A 19,570-nucleotide genomic window follows, 5' to 3' on the forward strand; every position below is an offset into this window, starting at 1 on the left:
AAAAACCAAAATGGCCGGGAACGGCTTTTTGCCACTAAATATCGGTGGAACTACAATAACCGGCACAAGATTATAAAAATAAATCTACCTTCCCATATGCATTAGGAAATAATTAAGGATAGACGAATCGTGCATACCAAGTTACTTCATAAATATTTTTGATTATTTTTGCATCAAAATAACCAACAACACGATGCAATACAAAAGAATACTTTTAAAACTCAGTGGAGAAGCTTTAATGGGTACTAAGCAGTACGGCATAGACGCACAGCGTTTATCCGAATACGCCGAGGAGATCAAAGAAGTTGTCGATAAAGGTATAGAAGTTGCTATTGTTATTGGTGGCGGCAATATCTTTCGTGGATTGGCAGGAGCCAGCAATGGAATGGACAGGGTACAGGCAGACCATATGGGTATGTTGGCCACTGTGATAAACGGATTGGCACTACAAAGCGCCCTGGAACTGAAAGGAGTACAAACCAGGTTACAATCTGCCATAAAAATAAATGAGGTAGCCGAACCATTTATCAGAAGACGTGCCATGAGACATTTGGAAAAGGGCAGAGTTGTCATATTCGGCGGTGGTACAGGAAATCCATATTTTACCACAGATTCAGCCGCTGTATTACGGGCAATAGAAATTGAGGCAGATGTAATTTTAAAAGGTACCCGAGTGGATGGTATTTATACCTCCGACCCGGAAAAAGACAAAACAGCCACCAAATTTGACACGATAACCTTTAAAGATGTACTGACAAAAGGACTTAAAGTTATGGATACCACAGCCTTTACTTTAAGCCAAGAAAATGAATTACCGATTGTTGTTTTCGATATGAACAAAAAAGGAAACCTGATGAAGTTGGTTTCCGGCGAAAATATAGGAACCGTCGTAAATTTATAGTTTTGGCACTATTTGTGTTAAATCCTTTAAAAAATAGCATATGAACGAAGAAATTAAATTTATACTTGACACCACCAAAGAAGGGATGGACAGTGCCATAGCACACCTTGAAAAGATGTTTCTGAAAATTAGGGCAGGCAAGGCCAGTCCGGTAATGTTATCCAGTGTAATGGTGGAATATTACGGATCCCCCACCCCTTTGTCCCAAGTTGCAAATGTGAATACCCCTGATGCACGTACCCTCTCCGTTCAACCATGGGAAAAAAACATGCTACATGAAATTGAAAAAGCCATTATGAACGCCAATCTGGGATTTAACCCTATGAACAATGGCGATTTTGTAATCATCAACGTACCTCCCTTAACAGAAGAAAGAAGAAGGGATTTGGTAAAGCAGGCAAAAGCGGAAGCGGAAGACGCCAAGATCGGTGTCCGTAATGCACGTCAGGAGGCCAACAAGGAAGTTAGGGCCCTCGAAGTGTCCGAAGATCTACAAAAGAATGCAGAGGCCGATGTACAGGCACTCACCGACAAGTATATAAAAAAGATCGATGCCTTCCTTGAGGCCAAGGAAGCAGAAATCATGAAGGTATAATCCTTAAAGTAAAATACCGATACAAAAAAGAGCGACCTATGGGTCGCTCTTTTTTGTATTCCCCATCCCATTAGCAAAAACCCCAGATTGTAAGTCCCTATACCATAACTTCCGTCACCGGTTAAATTCGTTTGCCCACCCCCTACTATTTAATCCCAGCTTCCTAGGAACAATAACAATCATTCTCTACCTTTGCGCTCGAATAAATTTAGAATCCGAAAGACCTTTTTAAATCCTAAGGATTTACAGGTTTTTTTATGGTTTATATACCAAAAAACATTCTGATATAAGACGTTTCACTAGATGGTTGCAAAGTTAACGCGAGGATTTTGGGCAAAAATAGCAAGGTTAATACTTAGGAACAGAATTATAATTCTTGTTCTTTTAGCCATTATGACCATTTTTATGTCCATGCAATGGGACAAAATGAGGTTTTCCAATTCACAGGCCAATCTCTTGCCAGATCACCACCCTGTAAACTTGGAGTATCTTTCCTTCCTAAAACAGTTTGGGGAAGAAGGCAATGTGGTTGTTATAGCCGTAAAGGACAGTTCGCTGTTCACCCCTAAAAAATTTAATCGTTGGAACAAGCTCAGCAAACAATTGGGTGCCTTCCCTGAAGTAGACTTTGTATTGTCCACGGATAATTTACAAGAGCTCGTAAAGGACACTGTAAAACAAGAATTTGTTATGCAGCCCTTTATTAAACGGACCCCGCAAACCAAAAAAGAGGTGGACAGTCTTACCAATCATCTTTTTAACGACCTTCCTTTTTACGACAACCTTATCTACAATAAAAAAACACATACCATACGCAGCGTTATTTATTTGGACAAAGATATTGTTAATACTTCTGTACGTAAAGACTTTATTTTGGAAGACCTATCTACCTTGGTCAAAAATTTTGAAAAAGAAACCGGCCTCGATGTTCATATTTCGGGCATGCCCTACATAAGGACCATGAACTCCCAAAATATTATAGATGAAATAGGGAAATTTATTCTTGCGGCACTGGGGGTCACCTCCTTGATATTCTTTTTCTTTTTCAGAAGTTTTAGGGCTACGATCATTTCCATGTTCGTCGTAATTATCGGCGTTATGTGGGCCTTTGGGATTTTAGGTCTGTTACAATATGAAATTACAGTGCTTACCGCCCTAATACCGCCATTGATTATTGTTATTGGCATTCCCAACTGTATCTTTCTTATCAACAAATACCAACAGGAAGTAAAAAAGCACGGTAACCAGGCCCTGTCCTTACAACGTGTTATCTCAAAAATTGGTAATGCCACCTTAATGACCAACGTTACTACCGCCTCCGGTTTCGCTACATTTATTATAACCGATAGCAAACTACTTAAAGAGTTTGGTATTGTTGCTTCTATCAATATCATTGGGATATTTGTACTTTCCCTCCTGATAATTCCGATTATCTATAGCTTCATGCCCCTTCCAAAACACAAGCATTTGAAACACCTGAACACAAAGTGGATAGAAACTTTTGTAAGCTGGATGGAAAGAATTGTAAGGGAAAGAAGGATTACCGTTTATATTGTATCCATTGCACTTCTTGTAACCAGTATTATTGGTATTTATCAAATAGACATTTCGGGAAGTCCCATAGAGGACATGCCAAAAAAAGCTGAGTTTTTCCAGGATATACGATTTTTTGAACAAGAATTTGACGGAATAATGCCAGTTGAAATTGTGGTGGACACCGAAAGACCCAAAGGGGTCTTAAAACCTTCCACCCTGAAAAAGATGGACGAGTTGGGTACGGTGATAAATGACATTCCCGAACTTTCCAGGCCAGTTTCGGTCGTGGACCTGGTAAAATATTCCAAACAGGCCTTTTACAACGGCATACCCAAATATTACCAACTGCCCACCTCCCAAGAGAATACTTTTATAATGGATGTTGCCCGGAAATCAGCAGACAACGGCAACCTACTGAGCAGTTTTGTAGACAGCACCGGGCAGATAGCCCGAATGACTACTTATATGAAGGATGTAAAGACATCCCGTATGGAAACCATAGAGGCCAAATTAAAAGAAAATATCGACAAAATATTTCCTGCGGACAGGTATAAGGTTTCCATGACCGGCAGCGCCCTTCTATTTTTAAAGGGTACCAAATATTTGGTAAAAAACCTCATTATGTCCCTAGCGTTGGCCATTGGGCTAATTGCCCTATTTATGGCCTATCTTTTCCGTTCTTTTAGAATGATCGTAATTTCATTGATCCCCAACTTATTGCCGCTGGTAATAACAGCAGGGGTTATGGGATTTGTAGGAGTACCCATTAAGCCTTCCACTATTTTGGTATTTAGTATTGCTTTCGGAATTTCCGTGGACGACACCATACACTTTCTCGCCAAATACAGACAGGAACTAACAAGCAACCATTGGAGAATAAAAAAATCGGTCTATGCCGCCCTAAGGGAGACCGGAGTTAGCATGTTCTACACCTCCATTGTACTGTTCTTTGGTTTTTCGGTCTTTATAATTTCAAGTTTCGGAGGAACAGTGGCTTTAGGCGCATTGGTATCGGCCACCTTAATGTTCGCCATGCTGGCAAACCTTATTTTATTACCGTCTTTACTTCTATCTTTGGAAAGAAGCATTGCCAACAAACAGGTATTAAAAGAACCACAAATAGACATTCTTCCCAAGGAAGAACTCAATATCACGGACAAGGAGGAATAGTCCATTAATTAAAATATTTTTTACCTGGTATATACAGATATATACCCAATTTATATTTTTGCAAAAAGGCTATCTTTGCCACTTAATTTACAAGGAATTCAAATGAATACATTTAGCGTAAAAGAGCTACTATCGACCGATTATTTGCACCAAGAGGTTATTGTTAACGGTTGGGTAAAAACCTATAGGAGCAATAGATTCATTGCTTTGAACGATGGGTCTACTATAAACAATATTCAATGCGTAGTAGATTTTGAGGAATTTGATGAAAACACACTAAAGCAAATTAATACAGGAGCCGCACTTCAAATAAGTGGAACGTTGGTTGAAAGCCAAGGAAAAGGACAGTCCGTGGAGATCCAGGTAAAGGAAATCATTGTACACGGAGGAGCAGACCCTGAAGTCTACCCTATCCAACCCAAGAAACACTCTCTGGAGTTTTTACGGGAAAAAGCTCATCTCCGTGTTAGAACAAACACCTTTGCAGCTATCATGCGGGTGCGATCGGCCCTTTCGTTCGCTGTACATCAATATTTTCAAAAAAATGGATTCTTTTATGTTCATACCCCAATAATTACAGGTTCGGATGCTGAAGGTGCTGGAGAAATGTTCAGGGTATCTACCTTGGACAATAAAAAACCGCCTTTAACAGAGGATGGCAAAATTGATTATAAGGAAGATTTTTTTGGAAAAGAGACCAATTTAACGGTTTCCGGACAATTGGAAGCCGAAACTTATGCCATGGGCCTAGGCAAGGTCTACACCTTTGGCCCAACCTTTAGGGCAGAAAACTCCAACACTTCAAGACATTTGGCCGAATTTTGGATGATTGAGCCGGAAGTGGCATTTAATGACCTGGACGCCAACATGGATTTGGCCGAAGATTTTATAAAGAATGTTATAAATTATGCTTTGGAAAATTGTATGGAAGACCTGCAATTCCTAGAAAAGCGATTATTGGACGAAGAGAAGAGCAAGCCACAGGCCGAGCGCAGTGATATGCCTTTAATAGAAAAACTTAAGTTTGTTTCGGACAATACGTTTAAACGTGTAACATATACCGAAGCCATAGATATTCTTAGAAACAGTAAACCCAACAAAAAGAAGCAATTTAAATACCTTATCGACGAATGGGGAGCCGACCTTCAAAGTGAGCACGAACGTTTCTTGGTGGAAAAACATTTTAAATGCCCAGTGATACTATTCGATTATCCAGCCAAAATAAAGGCATTTTATATGCGTTTAAATGAGGATGGAAAAACGGTCAGGGCTATGGATATCCTGTTCCCTGGTATAGGTGAAATTGTTGGTGGTTCCCAACGTGAGGAACGCCTGGACATCTTAATGGAGAAGATTAAGGCCTTGGGCATTGATGAGGAAGAACTTTGGTGGTATTTGGATCTTAGAAAATTTGGAACTGCCGTACATAGTGGCTTTGGGCTTGGTTTTGAAAGATTGGTATTGTTTGCAACAGGAATGGGTAATATCAGGGACGTAATACCCTTTCCAAGAACGCCACAAAATGCTGAATTCTAATCATTATTCTTTAACTTTATAAGATCGATCACCATTATCAATGCTGAAACAACACCTACAGTTTAAATTATCGCAGAAATTATCTCCACAACAGATTCAGTTGATGAAGTTGATTCAATTGCCTACGCAGGCATTTGAACAACGACTAAAACAGGAACTGGAGGAAAATCCTGCCCTGGAAACTGGAAAGGAGGAAAATGAAAGTCAAGACGATGATTTTGAGGATTTGTACGATAATGAAACCGACAGTGAAAGCATCAGTGCCGAAGACATCAATATAGATGATTATTTAAGTGATGACGAGATTCCTGATTATCGCACACAAGCCAACAATTACAGTGCGGATGATGAGGAAAAAAATGTTCCATATGCAGCTGGAATTTCATTTAACCAGTATCTTATAAATCAGTTAAATACTATTTATTTAACGGATGAGGAATGGTCCATTGCCGAGTTTTTGGTGGGCAGTGTAGACGAGAGCGGGTATATAAGACGACCTCTTTCAGATATAATGGACGACCTGGCATTTACACAGAACATCTATACAGAGGAAAAAACCATTGAAAAAGTATTGCATATAGTCCAGGATCTTGACCCTGCAGGGGTGGCAGCCAGAACGCTGGAAGAGTGCCTTCTTCTTCAATTAAAAAGAAAAGAGCTGACCCCAAGTATAGAATTGGCCATTCAATTGTTGGAAAAATCCTTTGAGCAGTTTACCAAAAAACACTATCAAAAACTTATTCAAAAACACAATATTACTGAGGAGCAATTAAAGGATGCCATTACGGAAATTGAACGCTTAAACCCCAAACCGGGAGGTTCCTATTCTGGGAATAACAGAATTGTGGAGCACGTAGTCCCCGATTTTTCCATCCGTATTGTGGATGGGGAACTGGAACTCACACTAAACGGACGAAATGCACCGGAGCTTCATGTTTCCCGCGAGTATAACAATATGCTGGAAGGATATAAAAACTCCAAGGAGAAATCAAAGTCCCAAAAGGACACCGTAATGTTCATCAAGCAAAAACTGGATGCGGCCAAATGGTTTATTGATGCCATTAGACAGCGACAGCAAACCCTTTATATCACCATGAACGAAATCATGGAATACCAAAAAGAGTATTTCCTAACCGGGGATGAGCGCAAACTGCGGCCTATGATCCTAAAGGATATAGCCGACGGTATTGGCATGGACGTTTCCACCGTGTCCAGGGTGGCCAATAGTAAATATGTTGACACCCCATATGGTACAAAATTAATAAAGGACTACTTTTCCGAATCCATGAAAAACGATCAAGGGGAAGATGTATCTACCAAAGAGATAAAAAAGATATTGGAAACAGTGATTGGGGAGGAAACCAAGAAGAAGCCACTTACCGATGATAAATTGGCTGCTATTCTCAAAGAAAAAGGATACCCAATTGCCAGGCGTACGGTAGCTAAATACAGGGAACAGCTGGATATTCCAGTAGCTAGGCTGAGAAAACAGATCTAATGCGACTATTCCTTAAGATCACATCTTACCTTTTACACCCGCTTTTTATACCCTTTGCAGGAACCATAGCCTATTTCCTGATTACTCCCAAATACAGTCCGTTGGAGGTTCAGAGTGGAAATATCCTGCCCATATTTATACTCACCATCATCATACCTATTATATTTTACCTGATCTTACGCAACCTAGGTATTGTAAGTTCTGTATTCATGCCCAATCTCCAAGAAAGGAAATACCCACTTTATATTAGCCTAGGACTGCTTATAATGGTCTTATTCAAAGTAATACCCAATAACTTTACCATAGAGTTGCACTATTACTTTTTAGGCCTAATCGCAGGCTTGTTTAGCGCCCTTGTACTGCTATTTCTAAATTTTAAGTGCAGTATGCACCTCTTGGGCATGGGAAGCCTGTTAATGTACCTAATAAACCTCAGTATCCACTTTGAAATAAACGTTACCCTTGCCATAAGTATAGTAACCTTGCTCAGTGGCTTGGCCGCCACCTCCAGACTTTATCTGAACGCCCATACCAAGGCAGAAGTTCTGATTGGATTTGCCATAGGTCTGTTTACCCAGTTATTTACGATTAAATTCTGGTTATAAAATGTAGAAAATAAGCCCTACTCTGAGCGGCTTTATCTCAATAACCTCTCCTGATTGCTCCATTACTCTATCATTGAACAGGGAACTGAGCGCATAATAGATATGAATATTGAAGGTATTGTAACCCACATTCAAAGTTAGCCCGTATTGAAAGTCCCTTAAATCCTTATTAACAAACACTATTCTTTCCGAGCTTGAAACGAATTTGGATCGACCATCAAAAACATAACCCATTTTAATACCGGTATATATCCTCCAAAACTTATATTCCTCTGGAGTTGAATTACGCCATCTAAACTGAAAGGGAATCTCCAAGACATGGGTCGCAATCTTATTTCTCCTGAAATCGGCATCACTATCCAACACTGAATATTCCAACGTGGAACCTTGCTGGGATGCCAACAAATTGGTGTAATAGGAATTAATGCCATAACCCAGACCGATACCCAGGCCCATGTCCCTATCGTAACTCAGCGGAATATCCTTTATAAAACCCGCTTGCAGACCATATGACAGGTTCCTTTGGGAAACCCCGGATGGCAAATTGGTCGCAAAGTTATAGGTAAGTCCTACATAAAATTGATCTTCCAAATATTTCTTATCCACATCCTTGTTGGATTCCAGGACCTGCCCAGAAACAAAAGCTCCTGAAAGCAGTAGTATTATATATATGAAGGAACATTTCATAGTCCTTTAAAGGTAATTAATTAAACATAAAAAACGCTTCAAATATATGCATTTGAAGCGTTTTAAATTCTCTTATCCTTTTACTAACTATTGCAAATTCCTGAAAGCATCACCTTCATAGGTGGTATAATTTACCTTCAAGGCATTTACCTTTCTAAGTTCTTGTTTTATATCGGAAATAATACCCATATTGGCTTCCTTATCCACCTTAAGTGCGGTTGTCAATACATTTTGTAGTTCCTGTGGCTTTTTGGCCCTTTCCATCAAAATATAATCTCCAACTTCGGAAGCATCGGCAAATTTATCGTTCAATTGAATTTTGGATTCGGTACCATAGGTCTTCTCGTATTCACGGGTTGGTTTCCCAACATAAATATAGATTACCCTATCTTTCTTCTCCAATTTTTTAATTTCCGTTGCATTGGGCAAGACGTTTTCAACCTTCAAGGTACTGTCTTTCATCACTGTAACCGTCATAAAGAAGAACAAAAGCATAAAAACGATATCAGGCAACGATGCAGTATTCACCGCAGGTAAGGCCGCATCTTTTTTCTTATTAAATTTTGACATAGTAACTTGTTTTAACTTCTCTATTTAGTTTGACGATGTTTCGGCCTCTGAAAGTTTCTGTGGAAACAAATCCTGTATCCTTTTTACCTTTTCCTTCAGTTCCTCACGAACATCATCCGGAGTCTCAGGATTGAGATATTCCGCTTCCATATCCGTAAAATTCCTCTTGAAAAGACGTTGGGCTTCCCTATTTCTAAGCTCGTTATACGCTCCAACCAATTCGTTCTGAACGGTTATATAGGTTCCGTATTTCGTCTCCCTGTCGTTCTTAAGCGAAATAATGGCCTTGGCCGGGCTATCGGATGAAGATGCATCCCTTTTACCCTTGCAATAACTACAATAGTCCGGAGATCCCGATGGCGCACCTCCATTGTCCAAAAAGGCAATGGCTTTGGCCTTTAACTCCTTAATATCTGTTAATTCCTCGTCTGCCAATAATTGTCCATCCCGGTTTATACTGACCTGAAAAATATTCTTTTGCTTAATGATTACATCGGTATCTGGCGGCTCAATTGGTGGCAACATACGATCTAATCCTGCATCCGTTTCAATAGTGGTAGTCACTAGGAAAAAGATAAGCAATAAGAACGCTATGTCTGCCATAGAACCCGCATTAACCTCTGGTGGTGCTCCTCTTTTTGGCATAATATTTTATTTTATTATTTACTAATCATTTTCTTAACTCCAGACCACAACATGGCACCTACAGCTACAATGGTAAGGATAAAAAACACATTCAACCCCATACCTATGGTTTTCACGGTACTCTCGGTAGTAGGAACGCCTTTTTTGGCCATTTCCTCCAAATTAACATCGGTTCCACTAGCCAGGGCATAAGAAATAACAACGACCACCAAAAGACCACCTACACCAAATAAGGTTTTCTTTAAGGCCCCCTTGGATGTAAATAAATTCATCAATCCAAAAAGAACCGTGGCCGCAATCGCAATCCCCAACAATAAATAGGTAATGATGAACATGAAGTTCATAGACCCATTATTTATGGCCTCCGATACGGGAACGTCTGCACTTGGAAGTTGAAACCACAGTATGGCCCCAATCGCTCCGAGTACAACTAATATTATTTTAACTATTTTATGCATGATACTTTAAGTATTTAGTGTCCGACTTATTTTTTGTGATCTGCCAACATATCAATCAAAGTGATTGATGAATCTTCCATATCATTTACAATACTGTCAATCTTAGCAATGATATAATTGTAGAAAATTTGAAGGATAATCGCAGTAATAAGACCGAATACCGTAGTCAATAACGCCACCTGAATATCACCTGCAATAAGGGAGGCACTCAAGTTACCAACCGCTGCAATTTTCTGGAAGGCCTGAATCATACCGATTACCGTACCCATGAACCCAAGCATTGGAGCTACTGCAATAAATAATGACAGCCAAGAAACGTTTTTCTCCAATTGTCCCATTTGCACACCTCCGTAGGCTACAACTGCCTTCTCTGCAGACTCTATACTGTCCCCAGCTCTTTCCAAACCTTGATAGTAAATGGAAGCAACAGGACCTTTTGTGTTTCTACAAACCTCTTTAGCAGCCTCTATACCACCGGAAGCCAAAGCGTCCTCTACTTGTTGCTTTAGTTTAGTAGTGTTGGTTGTAGCAAGGTTTAAATAAATAATCCTTTCTATTGCCACTGCCAAACCAAGAATTAAACATAAAAGAACAATACCCATAAATCCGGCACCACCTTGTATAAATTGCTCCTTGAGCACTTGGGTGAATCCTAATTCCGCTTCTGGAGCTGCATCTTGCAAAATAGCCGCTGCTGCAACAACTTTTGCACTTACTGTATTTGTACCTGCCACAAATAACCCAGCTGTTGCCAGGATAGAGAATAATCTTTTCATTTCTTTCAAACTTAAATTTAGTTAGTTAATAGGGTTAAAGATAAAAAAAATTCGCAATATAAAAATTAAAACTTAACAGCAGAGAGGAAGGGATTCGAACCCTCGATACCCTTGTGGGGTATACACACTTTCCAGGCGTGCGCCTTCGACCACTCGGCCACCTCTCTAGTTATAGTTATTGGGCAGCCAAATAACAAAAAAAATATTAGTTAAAGAAATTTAGACTGTTATTTTTATTGCATTTCGCCCCTGAGGGATGTTTCATATATGGTTTTGAACAACTTAGGGGAAATATTATTTCCAAGTAAATACATCAACTTGGTAATTGCCGCCTCTGTTGTAATATCCTTACCATTAATAATTTGCAGTTTTTGCAGGTGCTTACTAGTTTCATAACGCCCCATAAGGACACTTCCCCCAGAACACTGTGTAACATTAATTAAAAAAATATTTCTTTCCATCGCCTTTTTCAACTCCAAAGTAAACCATTCCTCGGTAGGAGCATTGCCCGAACCATATGTTTCCAAGACCACTGCTTTTAAGTTAGGGGAATTTAGGATACTATGCAACACCGTTTGGTTAAAACCGGGAAATAATTTTAAAATGACCACATTTTGATCCATCTCCTTGTGAACTTTTAACCTTTTAGCGGTATTTGGCCTTAACAAATACTCCCTGTTTACTTTTAAATGCACCCCGGACTCTATTAAGGCAGGATAATTTAGGGAGGCAAAAGCTTCAAAATGTTCCGCATTGATCTTTGTAGTTCTGTTGGCCCTATACAATTTATATTCAAAATACAGCCCTACCTCCTGCACTACCGGCTTATTGTATTCCCGTAAGGCAGCAATTTGTATGGAGGTGATCAAATTCTCCTTGGCATCTGTCCTTAAATCACCAATGGGCAACTGGGACCCCGTAAATATGACCGGTTTTTGCAGATTTTCCAACATATAGCTCAAGGCCGAGGAAGTATAGCTCATGGTATCACTCCCATGAAGCACCACAAATCCTTCATGTGAATCATAATGCTTTTCTATGATCGTAGCAATATTTACCCAATGTTCAATATTCATGTTGGATGAATCTATTGGAACATCAAAGGTAATACTGTCTATAGCGCAATCCAATTGACCAAGTTCGGGGATATTACTTATCAATTTATTAAAGTCAAAAGCCTTTAGCGCCCCCGAATCGTAATCCTTTACCATGCCTATGGTGCCTCCAGTATAAATGAGGAGTATTCGGGTTTTATCGACTTTGGAATATTTGTTTTTCATTCTCAATATCCGTTAGGTAAAAAAAATAGGGAGCTCCATCCACCCTAAAGCAAAAACTACGGCCTCTAGACCAGCGATGCACAGATCCTCTTAAATTCCAAAAACCTGTCTGGAGTTGTCTGTGGTAATGGCAGCAACTTCTTCCTTGTCCATGGAATATATTTGGGCCATCTTTTCCAAAACCTTCACCAAATAAGCACTCTCGTTACGTTTTCCACGATAGGGAACAGGGGCCAAATAGGGGGAATCCGTTTCCAAAACGACATGTTTTAGGTCAATTTTTCCGAGATAAGTATCTATTTTACCATTTCTAAAGGTAACTACCCCACCGATACCCAATTTCATATTATATGAAATTGCCTTCTGTGCCTGCTCAAAAGTGCCGGTAAAACAATGAAAAATACCAAAAAGCCCTTCGCCCTTTTCTTCTTCCAGGATTTGGAAGACTTCGTCAAAACCATCCCTACAATGGATAACTATAGGATACGCATACTTTTTAGCCCATTGTATTTGCTGTTTAAAGGCAAGCTGCTGCTCCTTTAAAAAAGTTTTATCCCAATACAGATCGATGCCCGTCTCCCCCACTGCGTAGAATTTCCTGGATGCCAACATTTCCTCCACATGGGCCAGCTCCTTCCGATAATCTTCCTTAACATGGGTTGGGTGTAGCCCTGCCATAAGAAAGATATTATCCGGATAGGCTTTTTCCAAATCCAGCATTGCCTCAGTATAGGATGAATCTATTGCGGGAATAAAAAAGCGCTCTACTCCCAAATCCAAAGCTCGCTCTATGGCTAGGGAGCGATCCCCATCAAAAGCTTCACTATATAAATGGGTATGTGTATCTGTTAATATCATAGAACAAAAATAGGATTATCTTTGACAAAAAAAGTACATATGCCCAGTCTTAAAGTTTTTCTACATAAAAAAAAATATATAGCTATTCCGTTGGTACTTACGGCCACCAATCATTTTGAAGTCACGGCCACCATCAATGGAGTAAAAGGCAGGTTTATATTGGACACCGGCGCCTCCAACACCTGTATTGGTCTGGACAAAATAGAATTCTTCAAATTAAACTCCAAAGATTCCAAAGTAAAGGCTGCAGGAGCAGGAGCCACGGAAATGTTCACCAAACTATCCACCAAAAATCTTATAGAAATAGGGAAATGGTTTAAACACAAACAAAAAATAGTCCTGTTCGACCTTGTCCATGTAAATCAGGCCCTGACCTCGCACCAAGCCATGCCCGTTGACGGCATTATTGGGGCGGATATATTAAAAAAAGGAAAGGCCATCATTGATTACCAAAAAACCCGACTTTACCTCAAACAATAGGACCTATTAGACTTCAAATAAAAAAAAGACCTGTCAGGTTTTAAAATCCCAACAGGTCCATATTATTCCACATAGGGTTGACCCCCACGAACATAATTTCGTACTAAAGCTCCAACGCCTTTTTAACGTTGTTGTCCATCAGTAGCTCTTCAGGACTCTCCAAGGCCTCTTTCACTGCTACTAGGAAGCCTACAGACTCCTTACCATCAATGATTCGGTGATCATAAGACAAAGCAACATACATGATAGGAGCAATAGCTATGGCCCCATCGCGGGCAATAGGTCTCTCCACGATGTTGTGCATCCCTAATATGGCACTTTGAGGAGGATTGATAATTGGGGTGGACAACATGGATCCAAACACCCCTCCATTGGTAATGGTAAAGGTACCCCCTGTCATTTCATCAACTGTAATCTCACCCTCACGTGCTCTTATGGCCAATCTTTTTACTTCCGATTCCACACCTCTGAAGGTTAAATTCTCCGCGTTGCGGATTACAGGTACCATAAGACCTTTAGGCCCAGAAACCGCTATACTGATATCACAAAAATCATAGGAAATCATTTCCTTGCCGTCTATCATTGAGTTCACGGAAGGATACATTTGCAAAGCCCTGATTACGGCCTTTGTAAAAAAGGACATAAAACCTAAGCCAACATTGTGTTTATTCTTAAAGTCTTCCTTGTATTGGTTTCTCAAAGCAAAGATGGCCGACATATCCACTTCGTTAAAAGTGGTCAACATTGCCGTCTCATTCTTGGCAGCTACCAAACGTTCGGCAACCTTACGACGCAACATGGACAATTTGGTCCTACTTTCACCTCGCGACCCTCCTGTAGGCGTGCCCATGGAAGGAATGGCCTTTACCGCATCTTCCTTAGTAATGCGTCCGTCCTTTCCTGTACCTTTTATGGTGGAGGCATCCAAGTCCTTCTCAGCGAGTATTTTCTTGGCGGCTGGTGAAGCCGACCCCGTGGCATAAGAAGTTTTTTCCGACTTTAGCTCGGTTTTCTGTTCAGCCACTTGCTTCACCTCAGGTTTCTTCTCCTCTGGTTTTTCTTCACTCTTGGCTGCCCCTGCAGGTTTGGAAGCACTGGTGTCTATTAAACACACTACCGCGCCTACCGCAACAGCATCTCCCACCTCTGCTTTAAGCGTAATAATCCCACTTTCCTCTGCCGGCAATTCCAATGTGGCCTTATCCGAATCTACTTCTGCTATTGCTTGATCTTTCTCCACGTAATCGCCATCGCTCACCAGCCATTCCGCTATCTCTACCTCCGTAATGGACTCCCCTGGAGAAGGGACTTTCATTTCTAAAATCATGTTTTATAATTTTGATTTGTGTTTTGCCTAAACTCGTTTTTTAACTTTTATCTTTCTAAAATTACCTTCTATTGGTCATTAAGCCGTTTTCACCCCCAGATGTCCAAGGAAAATAATATTATTTATCCATATTATCAGGGTTTCTACCCATATTGTTCTTGTTGATATCAAAAACATAATCTATTACCTGCTGATGACGGCGCTTGGAGCGCACTGCACTACCGGCGGCCGGGGAAGCATAAAATCTCCTTGAGGCCACCCTTAATTTATGAGCCTCGCTAAAGTGCATGGTTAAGTGCCCCCAGGCACCCATATTCCTTGGCTCTTCCTGGGCCCAAACCTTGTCTTCGGCATTTTTGTATTTCTCCATTATCGCCTTCATTTGCTTAGTAGGCATCGGAAATAATTGCTCTACCCTCACCAAGGCCACATCTTCCCTTTTGTTTTCTTCCCTATATGCCAATAGGTCGTAATAGAATTTACCGGTACAGAAAACCAAACTCTTAATTTTGGATACCTCAGCGGATGCATCATCAATTACCGTTTGGAATTCTCCGTTGGCAAATTCCTCCACCGTTGACACGGCCCGAGGATGCCTCAACAAACTTTTTGGTGTAAACACTATTAAGGGCTTTCTGAAATTTACCTTCATTTGCCTTCTTAACAAATGGAACATATTGGCAGGGGTGGTTACATCGGCTATATACATATTATCCCTAGCACATAGTTGCAAATAACGCTCCATTCGGGCGGAGGAATGTTCCGCACCCTGGCCTTCGTACCCATGCGGCAATAACATCACCAATCCATTTTGCAATTTCCATTTATCTTCTGCTGCAGATATATACTGATCTATCATAATTTGGGCACCATTGCTAAAATCCCCAAACTGGGCTTCCCAAATCGTTAAGGTATTAGGACTCGCCATAGCATACCCATAGTCAAATCCCACTACCCCATATTCGGACAGAAGTGAATTATATATTTGAAAAACCCCCTGTTTATCCGAAATGTGGTTCAAAAGCATTACTTCCTCCTCACTTTCCTCTACCTTCATTACAGCATGGCGATGTGAAAAAGTACCCCTTTCAACATCCTGACCGGACATACGCACCCCGTAACCTTCCTCCAGAAGCGTACCGTAAGCCAATAGCTCCCCCATGGCCCAATCCAAGTTGTCATTTTCAAAAAACATGGCCTTACGGTCATTCACCAACTTTTCAACTTTGCGTAAGAACTTCTTATTTTTTGGCAGTTCGGTTAACACCTTGGCTATGGCCGTAAGTTTCTTTTTATCGTATTTTGTATCCACCGCATCCATCATTTCCCATTCCCGTACATGGGTGTACCCGCTCCATTCATCGGCCATAAAGGGGGTTATTACGGTCTTATCCTCTTTTCTGGAATCTTCCAATTCCTCTTCCAAAGAGGCTTTATACTGTTCTTCCAATTCCCGCACAAAACTATCCCCTATAATACCTTCCTTTATCAAAGCTTCTGCATAAATATCCCTTGAGTTTTTATGCTTGGCGATTGCCTTGTAAAGCTTTGGCTGGGTAAAACGTGGCTCATCACCTTCATTATGTCCATATTTCCTATATCCCAAAAGATCTAAAAATACGTCCCTTTGAAAACGCATACGGAATTCCAAGGCAAAAAGCGAAGCATGCACCACTGCCTCCGGATCATCGGAATTAACATGCAGTACCGGACTTAGGGTTACCTTGGCCACATCCGTACAATAGGTAGAGCTACGGGCATCCAAATAATTGGTAGTAAACCCAATTTGATTATTTACAACAATATGAATGGTTCCATTGGTTTTATAACCATCCAAATTTGCCATTTGCACCACTTCATATACCAATCCCTGACCTGCAATGGCAGCGTCACCATGGACTACTATAGGCAATACTTTGGAAAAATCATCCTTATAACGAGCATCCTGTTTTGCCCTGGCAATACCTTCAACAACAGCACCAACAGTCTCCAAATGGGAAGGGTTTGGTGCTATGTTCATAATTATTTTCTTACCATTTTTAGCTTTCCGCTCAGAGGTCCACCCCAAATGATATTTCACATCCCCATCAAAAATTTCCTGCTCATAATCCTTTCCATCGAACTCGCTAAAAATATCCTTTGCCTTCTTTCCAAATATGTTGGTCAGAACATTCAAGCGGCCCCTGTGCGCCATTCCCATAACAAATTGCTCAACACCCATTTCGGCCGCCTTTTCCACTACGGCATCCAATGCAGGTATCAACGATTCACTACCTTCCAAAGAAAACCTCTTTTGGCCCACATATTTGGTATGCAGAAAACCTTCAAAGGAAACCGCCTCGTTTAGTTTTTTAAGAATGTGCTTTTTCCTATCTGCATCGTATTTGTGATGATTGTCGTTGACATTCAACCAATTTTGTATCCATTCCACCCTCTCAGGGTTTCTGATATACATGTACTCCACCCCAATGGCATCACAATAGATACGTGTTAAGTGCTCTATAATTTCACGCAAGGTACTGGGGCCTATACCCAAAATTTCCCCAGCAGTAAACGTGGTATCCAAATCATTTGGAGCAAGTCCAAAATTCCCAATCTCCAAGGTGGGGAAATATTGCCTTCTTTCCCTAACCGGATTGGTTTTGGTAAACAAATGCCCCCTTGTCCTGTACCCATCTATAAGTCGAACTACCTGAAATTCCTTCTGAAGTCTTTCGGGAACCTCAACCTCGTGACCTCCAGCTACGGACAAAGGTGCCGTCTGCAATTCATCATCCATCCCGCCCATGGAATTTTCCATACCGAAATCGAATCCTTGAAAAAAGGCCCTCCAACTAGGCTCTACACTATCGGGATTTATTAAATACTTATCGTATAATTCTGCGAAATAAGAAGTATGCGCAGCGTTTAAAAAGGAATATTTATCCATGAAAAAGTCTCTCTGTCTTTTGAACAAAATTTATTCAAAAATACAACATTTAGCATATCTAAGCTTATCTTAGCCCTTAATATTGGAAAATTATTACAATAATTATGATAAATAGCCCTTCCTTAAAAAAAAGCTTGATTTTAGGTGTTTTTTTTTCGGTTTTCTGGAGTTTTGGTCATTCGCAATCAACCCTTGGGAATTCCGATTTTTGGAACCGCGTATATTTTGGAGGCAATTTTGGCCTTGGGTTTGGCAATAATTCCTTTAACACATCCATCTCTCCCAGTGCTATTTATCAGGCCACCGAACAACTGGGTATGGGAGTGGGAATAAATTTCAACTATGCCAAATTTCGAAATGCACAATTAATGGCCTATGGCGGTAGTCTTTTATCCCTCTACAATCCAATTCCTGCCTTGCAACTTTCGGGCGAACTGGAACAACTAAGGGTAAATAGGGTATTAGAGTTGGATGGTGGCAATAAGGAAGAAAACTATTGGTCGCCGGCATTGTTTCTTGGTCTAGGCTATAGCAATAGAAACCTAACCTTGGGCATGCGATACAATGTATTGCACGACACACAAAAAAGTATTTACGCCAATGCCTTGATGCCTTTTGTGCGGGTATATTTCTAGGCTAGGAACCATACTTGTTCCTAAACCATACTTTTTGCCATTCCCTCTTTAATATCTCAAAAGTAACCTGTTCCGAAATTTCGACCACATCCGTGGTCTCAATGGCCTTGACAGCTTTTTCAGGAACATCTATAATGTAAAGTAGATTTAAATAATCGGTAAATTTCTCCATGATCAAATAATAAACTTTCTCATGTACCAACGTCTTTAGATCCTTTGGGGGTATATTGTCCGGCAATTCTATAAATACATTGGCGAACACAAAATCTTTCTGCAGTTGCGATACTAGATCCTGATAAAGACTTTGGTCTTTGGCATGTTTTAAAAGCGCCGAAATGCTGGGAAAATTTACAACCATATACTACTTACGAAATTTTATTTGAAATGGTTTTTAAGAAAGCGCAATAAAGTCCACTTTTTTTACATTTCAGCAATCCCGCCCCTTTTTTCGATGAAATTACCTAGAACAAACCCAAATCTACCTGGGCACCTTTTAAAAAATAGGACATTTCATATTCCACTTCGGATCAAGGATTATCTATTACAATAGCCGTTTCCCCTTCAATAAGTGTAACATGACAGCAATCTGCACCCACCGTATAATGGGAGTCCACCACTAAACTATTCCCTATATACCCTTTGAAGTTGACTTCAAGTTCCTTATTTCTGTATTCCATTGAATACTTATCACTAAATAAGGGGTAGGTACCATTTTTTATCATCCCATCATACTCACCATTTGCGGTATTCAGGGTAATATCCTCTCCACCAGCCAAAACCACAACTTTAAATTTATCCAAGGCCACGGCAACGCCATCCCTGTCTTTGACACTAACTGTAATGGTCCTAAATTCTTGGGTGCAAAATACATCGGAACAATTGGAGGCATCATCCGTATCGTTATCACTGCAATTTAGCGCTAACAAAACAAATGTTAAAACAATAAATGATTTCATAAGGTCCTTTATTTTTAGGATGCACAGGATTCGGATGGGTTGCTTTTCCCTAGGTCAATTTTTCCAAATCACCCAGTAACCTAGAACAATGGAGGCTGGCATTGCGTGCATACCTCTCTTGGATATCG

Annotated in this window: 19 protein-coding genes and 1 tRNA gene; 8 read left to right on the forward strand and 12 right to left on the reverse strand. The window is 40.4% G+C overall.

What is annotated here, in order from left to right; all coding sequences use genetic code 11:
- Nucleotides 1–193 precede the first annotated feature (193 nt).
- The 6 genes from pyrH (at nucleotide 194) to QSE00_RS19695 (ending at nucleotide 7,841) form a co-directional block, all read left to right on the forward strand.
- Nucleotides 194–901 carry a UMP kinase gene (pyrH, locus tag QSE00_RS19670; RefSeq protein WP_110356933.1) on the forward strand — a complete coding sequence of 236 codons (708 nt, stop codon included), beginning with the start codon at nucleotides 194–196 and terminating at the stop codon, nucleotides 899–901.
- A gap of 40 nt (nucleotides 902–941) precedes the next feature.
- Nucleotides 942–1,496, forward strand: coding sequence for a ribosome recycling factor (gene frr / locus QSE00_RS19675; RefSeq protein ID WP_110356934.1), 555 nt, complete (start codon nucleotides 942–944; stop codon nucleotides 1,494–1,496).
- Nucleotides 1,497–1,799: 303 nt separating this feature from the next.
- Nucleotides 1,800–4,202: an efflux RND transporter permease subunit gene (locus QSE00_RS19680; protein ID WP_110356936.1), complete on the forward strand. Its 2,403-nt coding sequence runs from the start codon at nucleotides 1,800–1,802 to the stop codon at nucleotides 4,200–4,202.
- A gap of 102 nt (nucleotides 4,203–4,304) precedes the next feature.
- A complete protein-coding gene (gene asnS, locus QSE00_RS19685; protein ID WP_286107197.1) occupies nucleotides 4,305–5,738 on the forward strand; it encodes an asparagine--tRNA ligase in 1,434 nt (477 codons plus the stop codon).
- A 40-nt stretch (nucleotides 5,739–5,778) separates the two neighbouring features.
- On the forward strand, nucleotides 5,779–7,236 hold the full coding sequence (gene rpoN, locus QSE00_RS19690) for an RNA polymerase factor sigma-54 (protein WP_110356938.1): 1,458 nt from the start codon (nucleotides 5,779–5,781) through the stop codon (nucleotides 7,234–7,236).
- A complete protein-coding gene (locus QSE00_RS19695) occupies nucleotides 7,236–7,841 on the forward strand; it encodes a hypothetical protein (protein ID WP_110356939.1) in 606 nt (201 codons plus the stop codon). The genes rpoN and QSE00_RS19695 overlap by 1 nt, the downstream gene beginning before the upstream one ends.
- Here QSE00_RS19695 and QSE00_RS19700 read toward each other — a convergent pair.
- The 8 genes from QSE00_RS19700 to QSE00_RS19735 all read right to left on the reverse strand — a co-directional run bounded on the left by QSE00_RS19700 (nucleotide 7,836) and on the right by QSE00_RS19735 (nucleotide 13,115).
- Nucleotides 7,836–8,528 (reverse strand): porin family protein, encoded by a 693-nt coding sequence (locus QSE00_RS19700; protein WP_286107198.1) that lies wholly within the window; start codon nucleotides 8,526–8,528, stop codon nucleotides 7,836–7,838. The two genes, QSE00_RS19695 and QSE00_RS19700, sit on opposite strands and share 6 nt — an antisense overlap.
- 87 nt (nucleotides 8,529–8,615) lie before the next feature.
- Complete coding sequence (locus QSE00_RS19705; protein ID WP_110356941.1) at nucleotides 8,616–9,098, reverse strand: ExbD/TolR family protein; 483 nt, start codon at nucleotides 9,096–9,098, stop codon at nucleotides 8,616–8,618.
- 24 nt (nucleotides 9,099–9,122) lie between these two features.
- On the reverse strand, nucleotides 9,123–9,743 hold the full coding sequence (locus tag QSE00_RS19710; RefSeq protein WP_110356942.1) for an ExbD/TolR family protein: 621 nt from the start codon (nucleotides 9,741–9,743) through the stop codon (nucleotides 9,123–9,125).
- Between the two features lie 14 nt (nucleotides 9,744–9,757).
- Entirely contained in the window at nucleotides 9,758–10,201 is a 444-nt protein-coding gene (locus tag QSE00_RS19715; RefSeq protein WP_110356943.1) for a hypothetical protein, read from the reverse strand.
- Between the two features lie 26 nt (nucleotides 10,202–10,227).
- A complete protein-coding gene (locus QSE00_RS19720) occupies nucleotides 10,228–10,977 on the reverse strand; it encodes a MotA/TolQ/ExbB proton channel family protein (protein WP_110356944.1) in 750 nt (249 codons plus the stop codon).
- 79 nt (nucleotides 10,978–11,056) lie between these two features.
- A tRNA-Ser gene (locus tag QSE00_RS19725) sits at nucleotides 11,057–11,144 on the reverse strand.
- Nucleotides 11,145–11,210: 66 nt separating this feature from the next.
- The gene (locus QSE00_RS19730; RefSeq protein ID WP_286107199.1) at nucleotides 11,211–12,257 is read right to left on the reverse strand and encodes an asparaginase; all 1,047 of its coding nucleotides are present in this window, start codon (nucleotides 12,255–12,257) and stop codon (nucleotides 11,211–11,213) included.
- Nucleotides 12,258–12,347: 90 nt separating this feature from the next.
- Nucleotides 12,348–13,115, reverse strand: a complete 768-nt coding sequence (locus tag QSE00_RS19735; RefSeq protein WP_286107200.1) for a TatD family hydrolase — start codon at nucleotides 13,113–13,115, stop codon at nucleotides 12,348–12,350.
- A 39-nt stretch (nucleotides 13,116–13,154) separates the two neighbouring features.
- Here QSE00_RS19735 and QSE00_RS19740 point away from each other — a divergent pair, with 39 nt between their 5' ends.
- On the forward strand, nucleotides 13,155–13,595 hold the full coding sequence (locus QSE00_RS19740; protein WP_110356947.1) for a retropepsin-like aspartic protease family protein: 441 nt from the start codon (nucleotides 13,155–13,157) through the stop codon (nucleotides 13,593–13,595).
- Nucleotides 13,596–13,698: 103 nt separating this feature from the next.
- On the opposite strand, the gene odhB is transcribed toward QSE00_RS19740, so the two are convergent.
- Both odhB and QSE00_RS19750 read right to left on the reverse strand, forming a co-directional pair.
- Nucleotides 13,699–14,922 (reverse strand): 2-oxoglutarate dehydrogenase complex dihydrolipoyllysine-residue succinyltransferase, encoded by a 1,224-nt coding sequence (odhB, locus tag QSE00_RS19745; protein ID WP_110356948.1) that lies wholly within the window; start codon nucleotides 14,920–14,922, stop codon nucleotides 13,699–13,701.
- A 118-nt stretch (nucleotides 14,923–15,040) separates the two neighbouring features.
- Nucleotides 15,041–17,851, reverse strand: a complete 2,811-nt coding sequence (locus tag QSE00_RS19750; protein ID WP_286107201.1) for a 2-oxoglutarate dehydrogenase E1 component — start codon at nucleotides 17,849–17,851, stop codon at nucleotides 15,041–15,043.
- Between the two features lie 104 nt (nucleotides 17,852–17,955).
- On the opposite strand from QSE00_RS19750, the gene QSE00_RS19755 reads away from it, so the two are divergent.
- Complete coding sequence (locus QSE00_RS19755; protein WP_181422902.1) at nucleotides 17,956–18,486, forward strand: alpha-ketoglutarate decarboxylase; 531 nt, start codon at nucleotides 17,956–17,958, stop codon at nucleotides 18,484–18,486.
- Between the two features lies 1 nt (nucleotide 18,487).
- Here QSE00_RS19755 and QSE00_RS19760 read toward each other — a convergent pair whose 3' ends face one another.
- Complete coding sequence (locus QSE00_RS19760; protein WP_286107202.1) at nucleotides 18,488–18,844, reverse strand: hypothetical protein; 357 nt, start codon at nucleotides 18,842–18,844, stop codon at nucleotides 18,488–18,490.
- A gap of 169 nt (nucleotides 18,845–19,013) precedes the next feature.
- Entirely contained in the window at nucleotides 19,014–19,442 is a 429-nt protein-coding gene (locus QSE00_RS19765; protein WP_286107203.1) for a hypothetical protein, read from the reverse strand.
- Nucleotides 19,443–19,570 lie beyond the last annotated feature (128 nt).

The organism is Arenibacter flavimaris (assembly GCF_030291335.1).
In the GTDB taxonomy this organism is placed as follows: domain Bacteria; phylum Bacteroidota; class Bacteroidia; order Flavobacteriales; family Flavobacteriaceae; genus Arenibacter.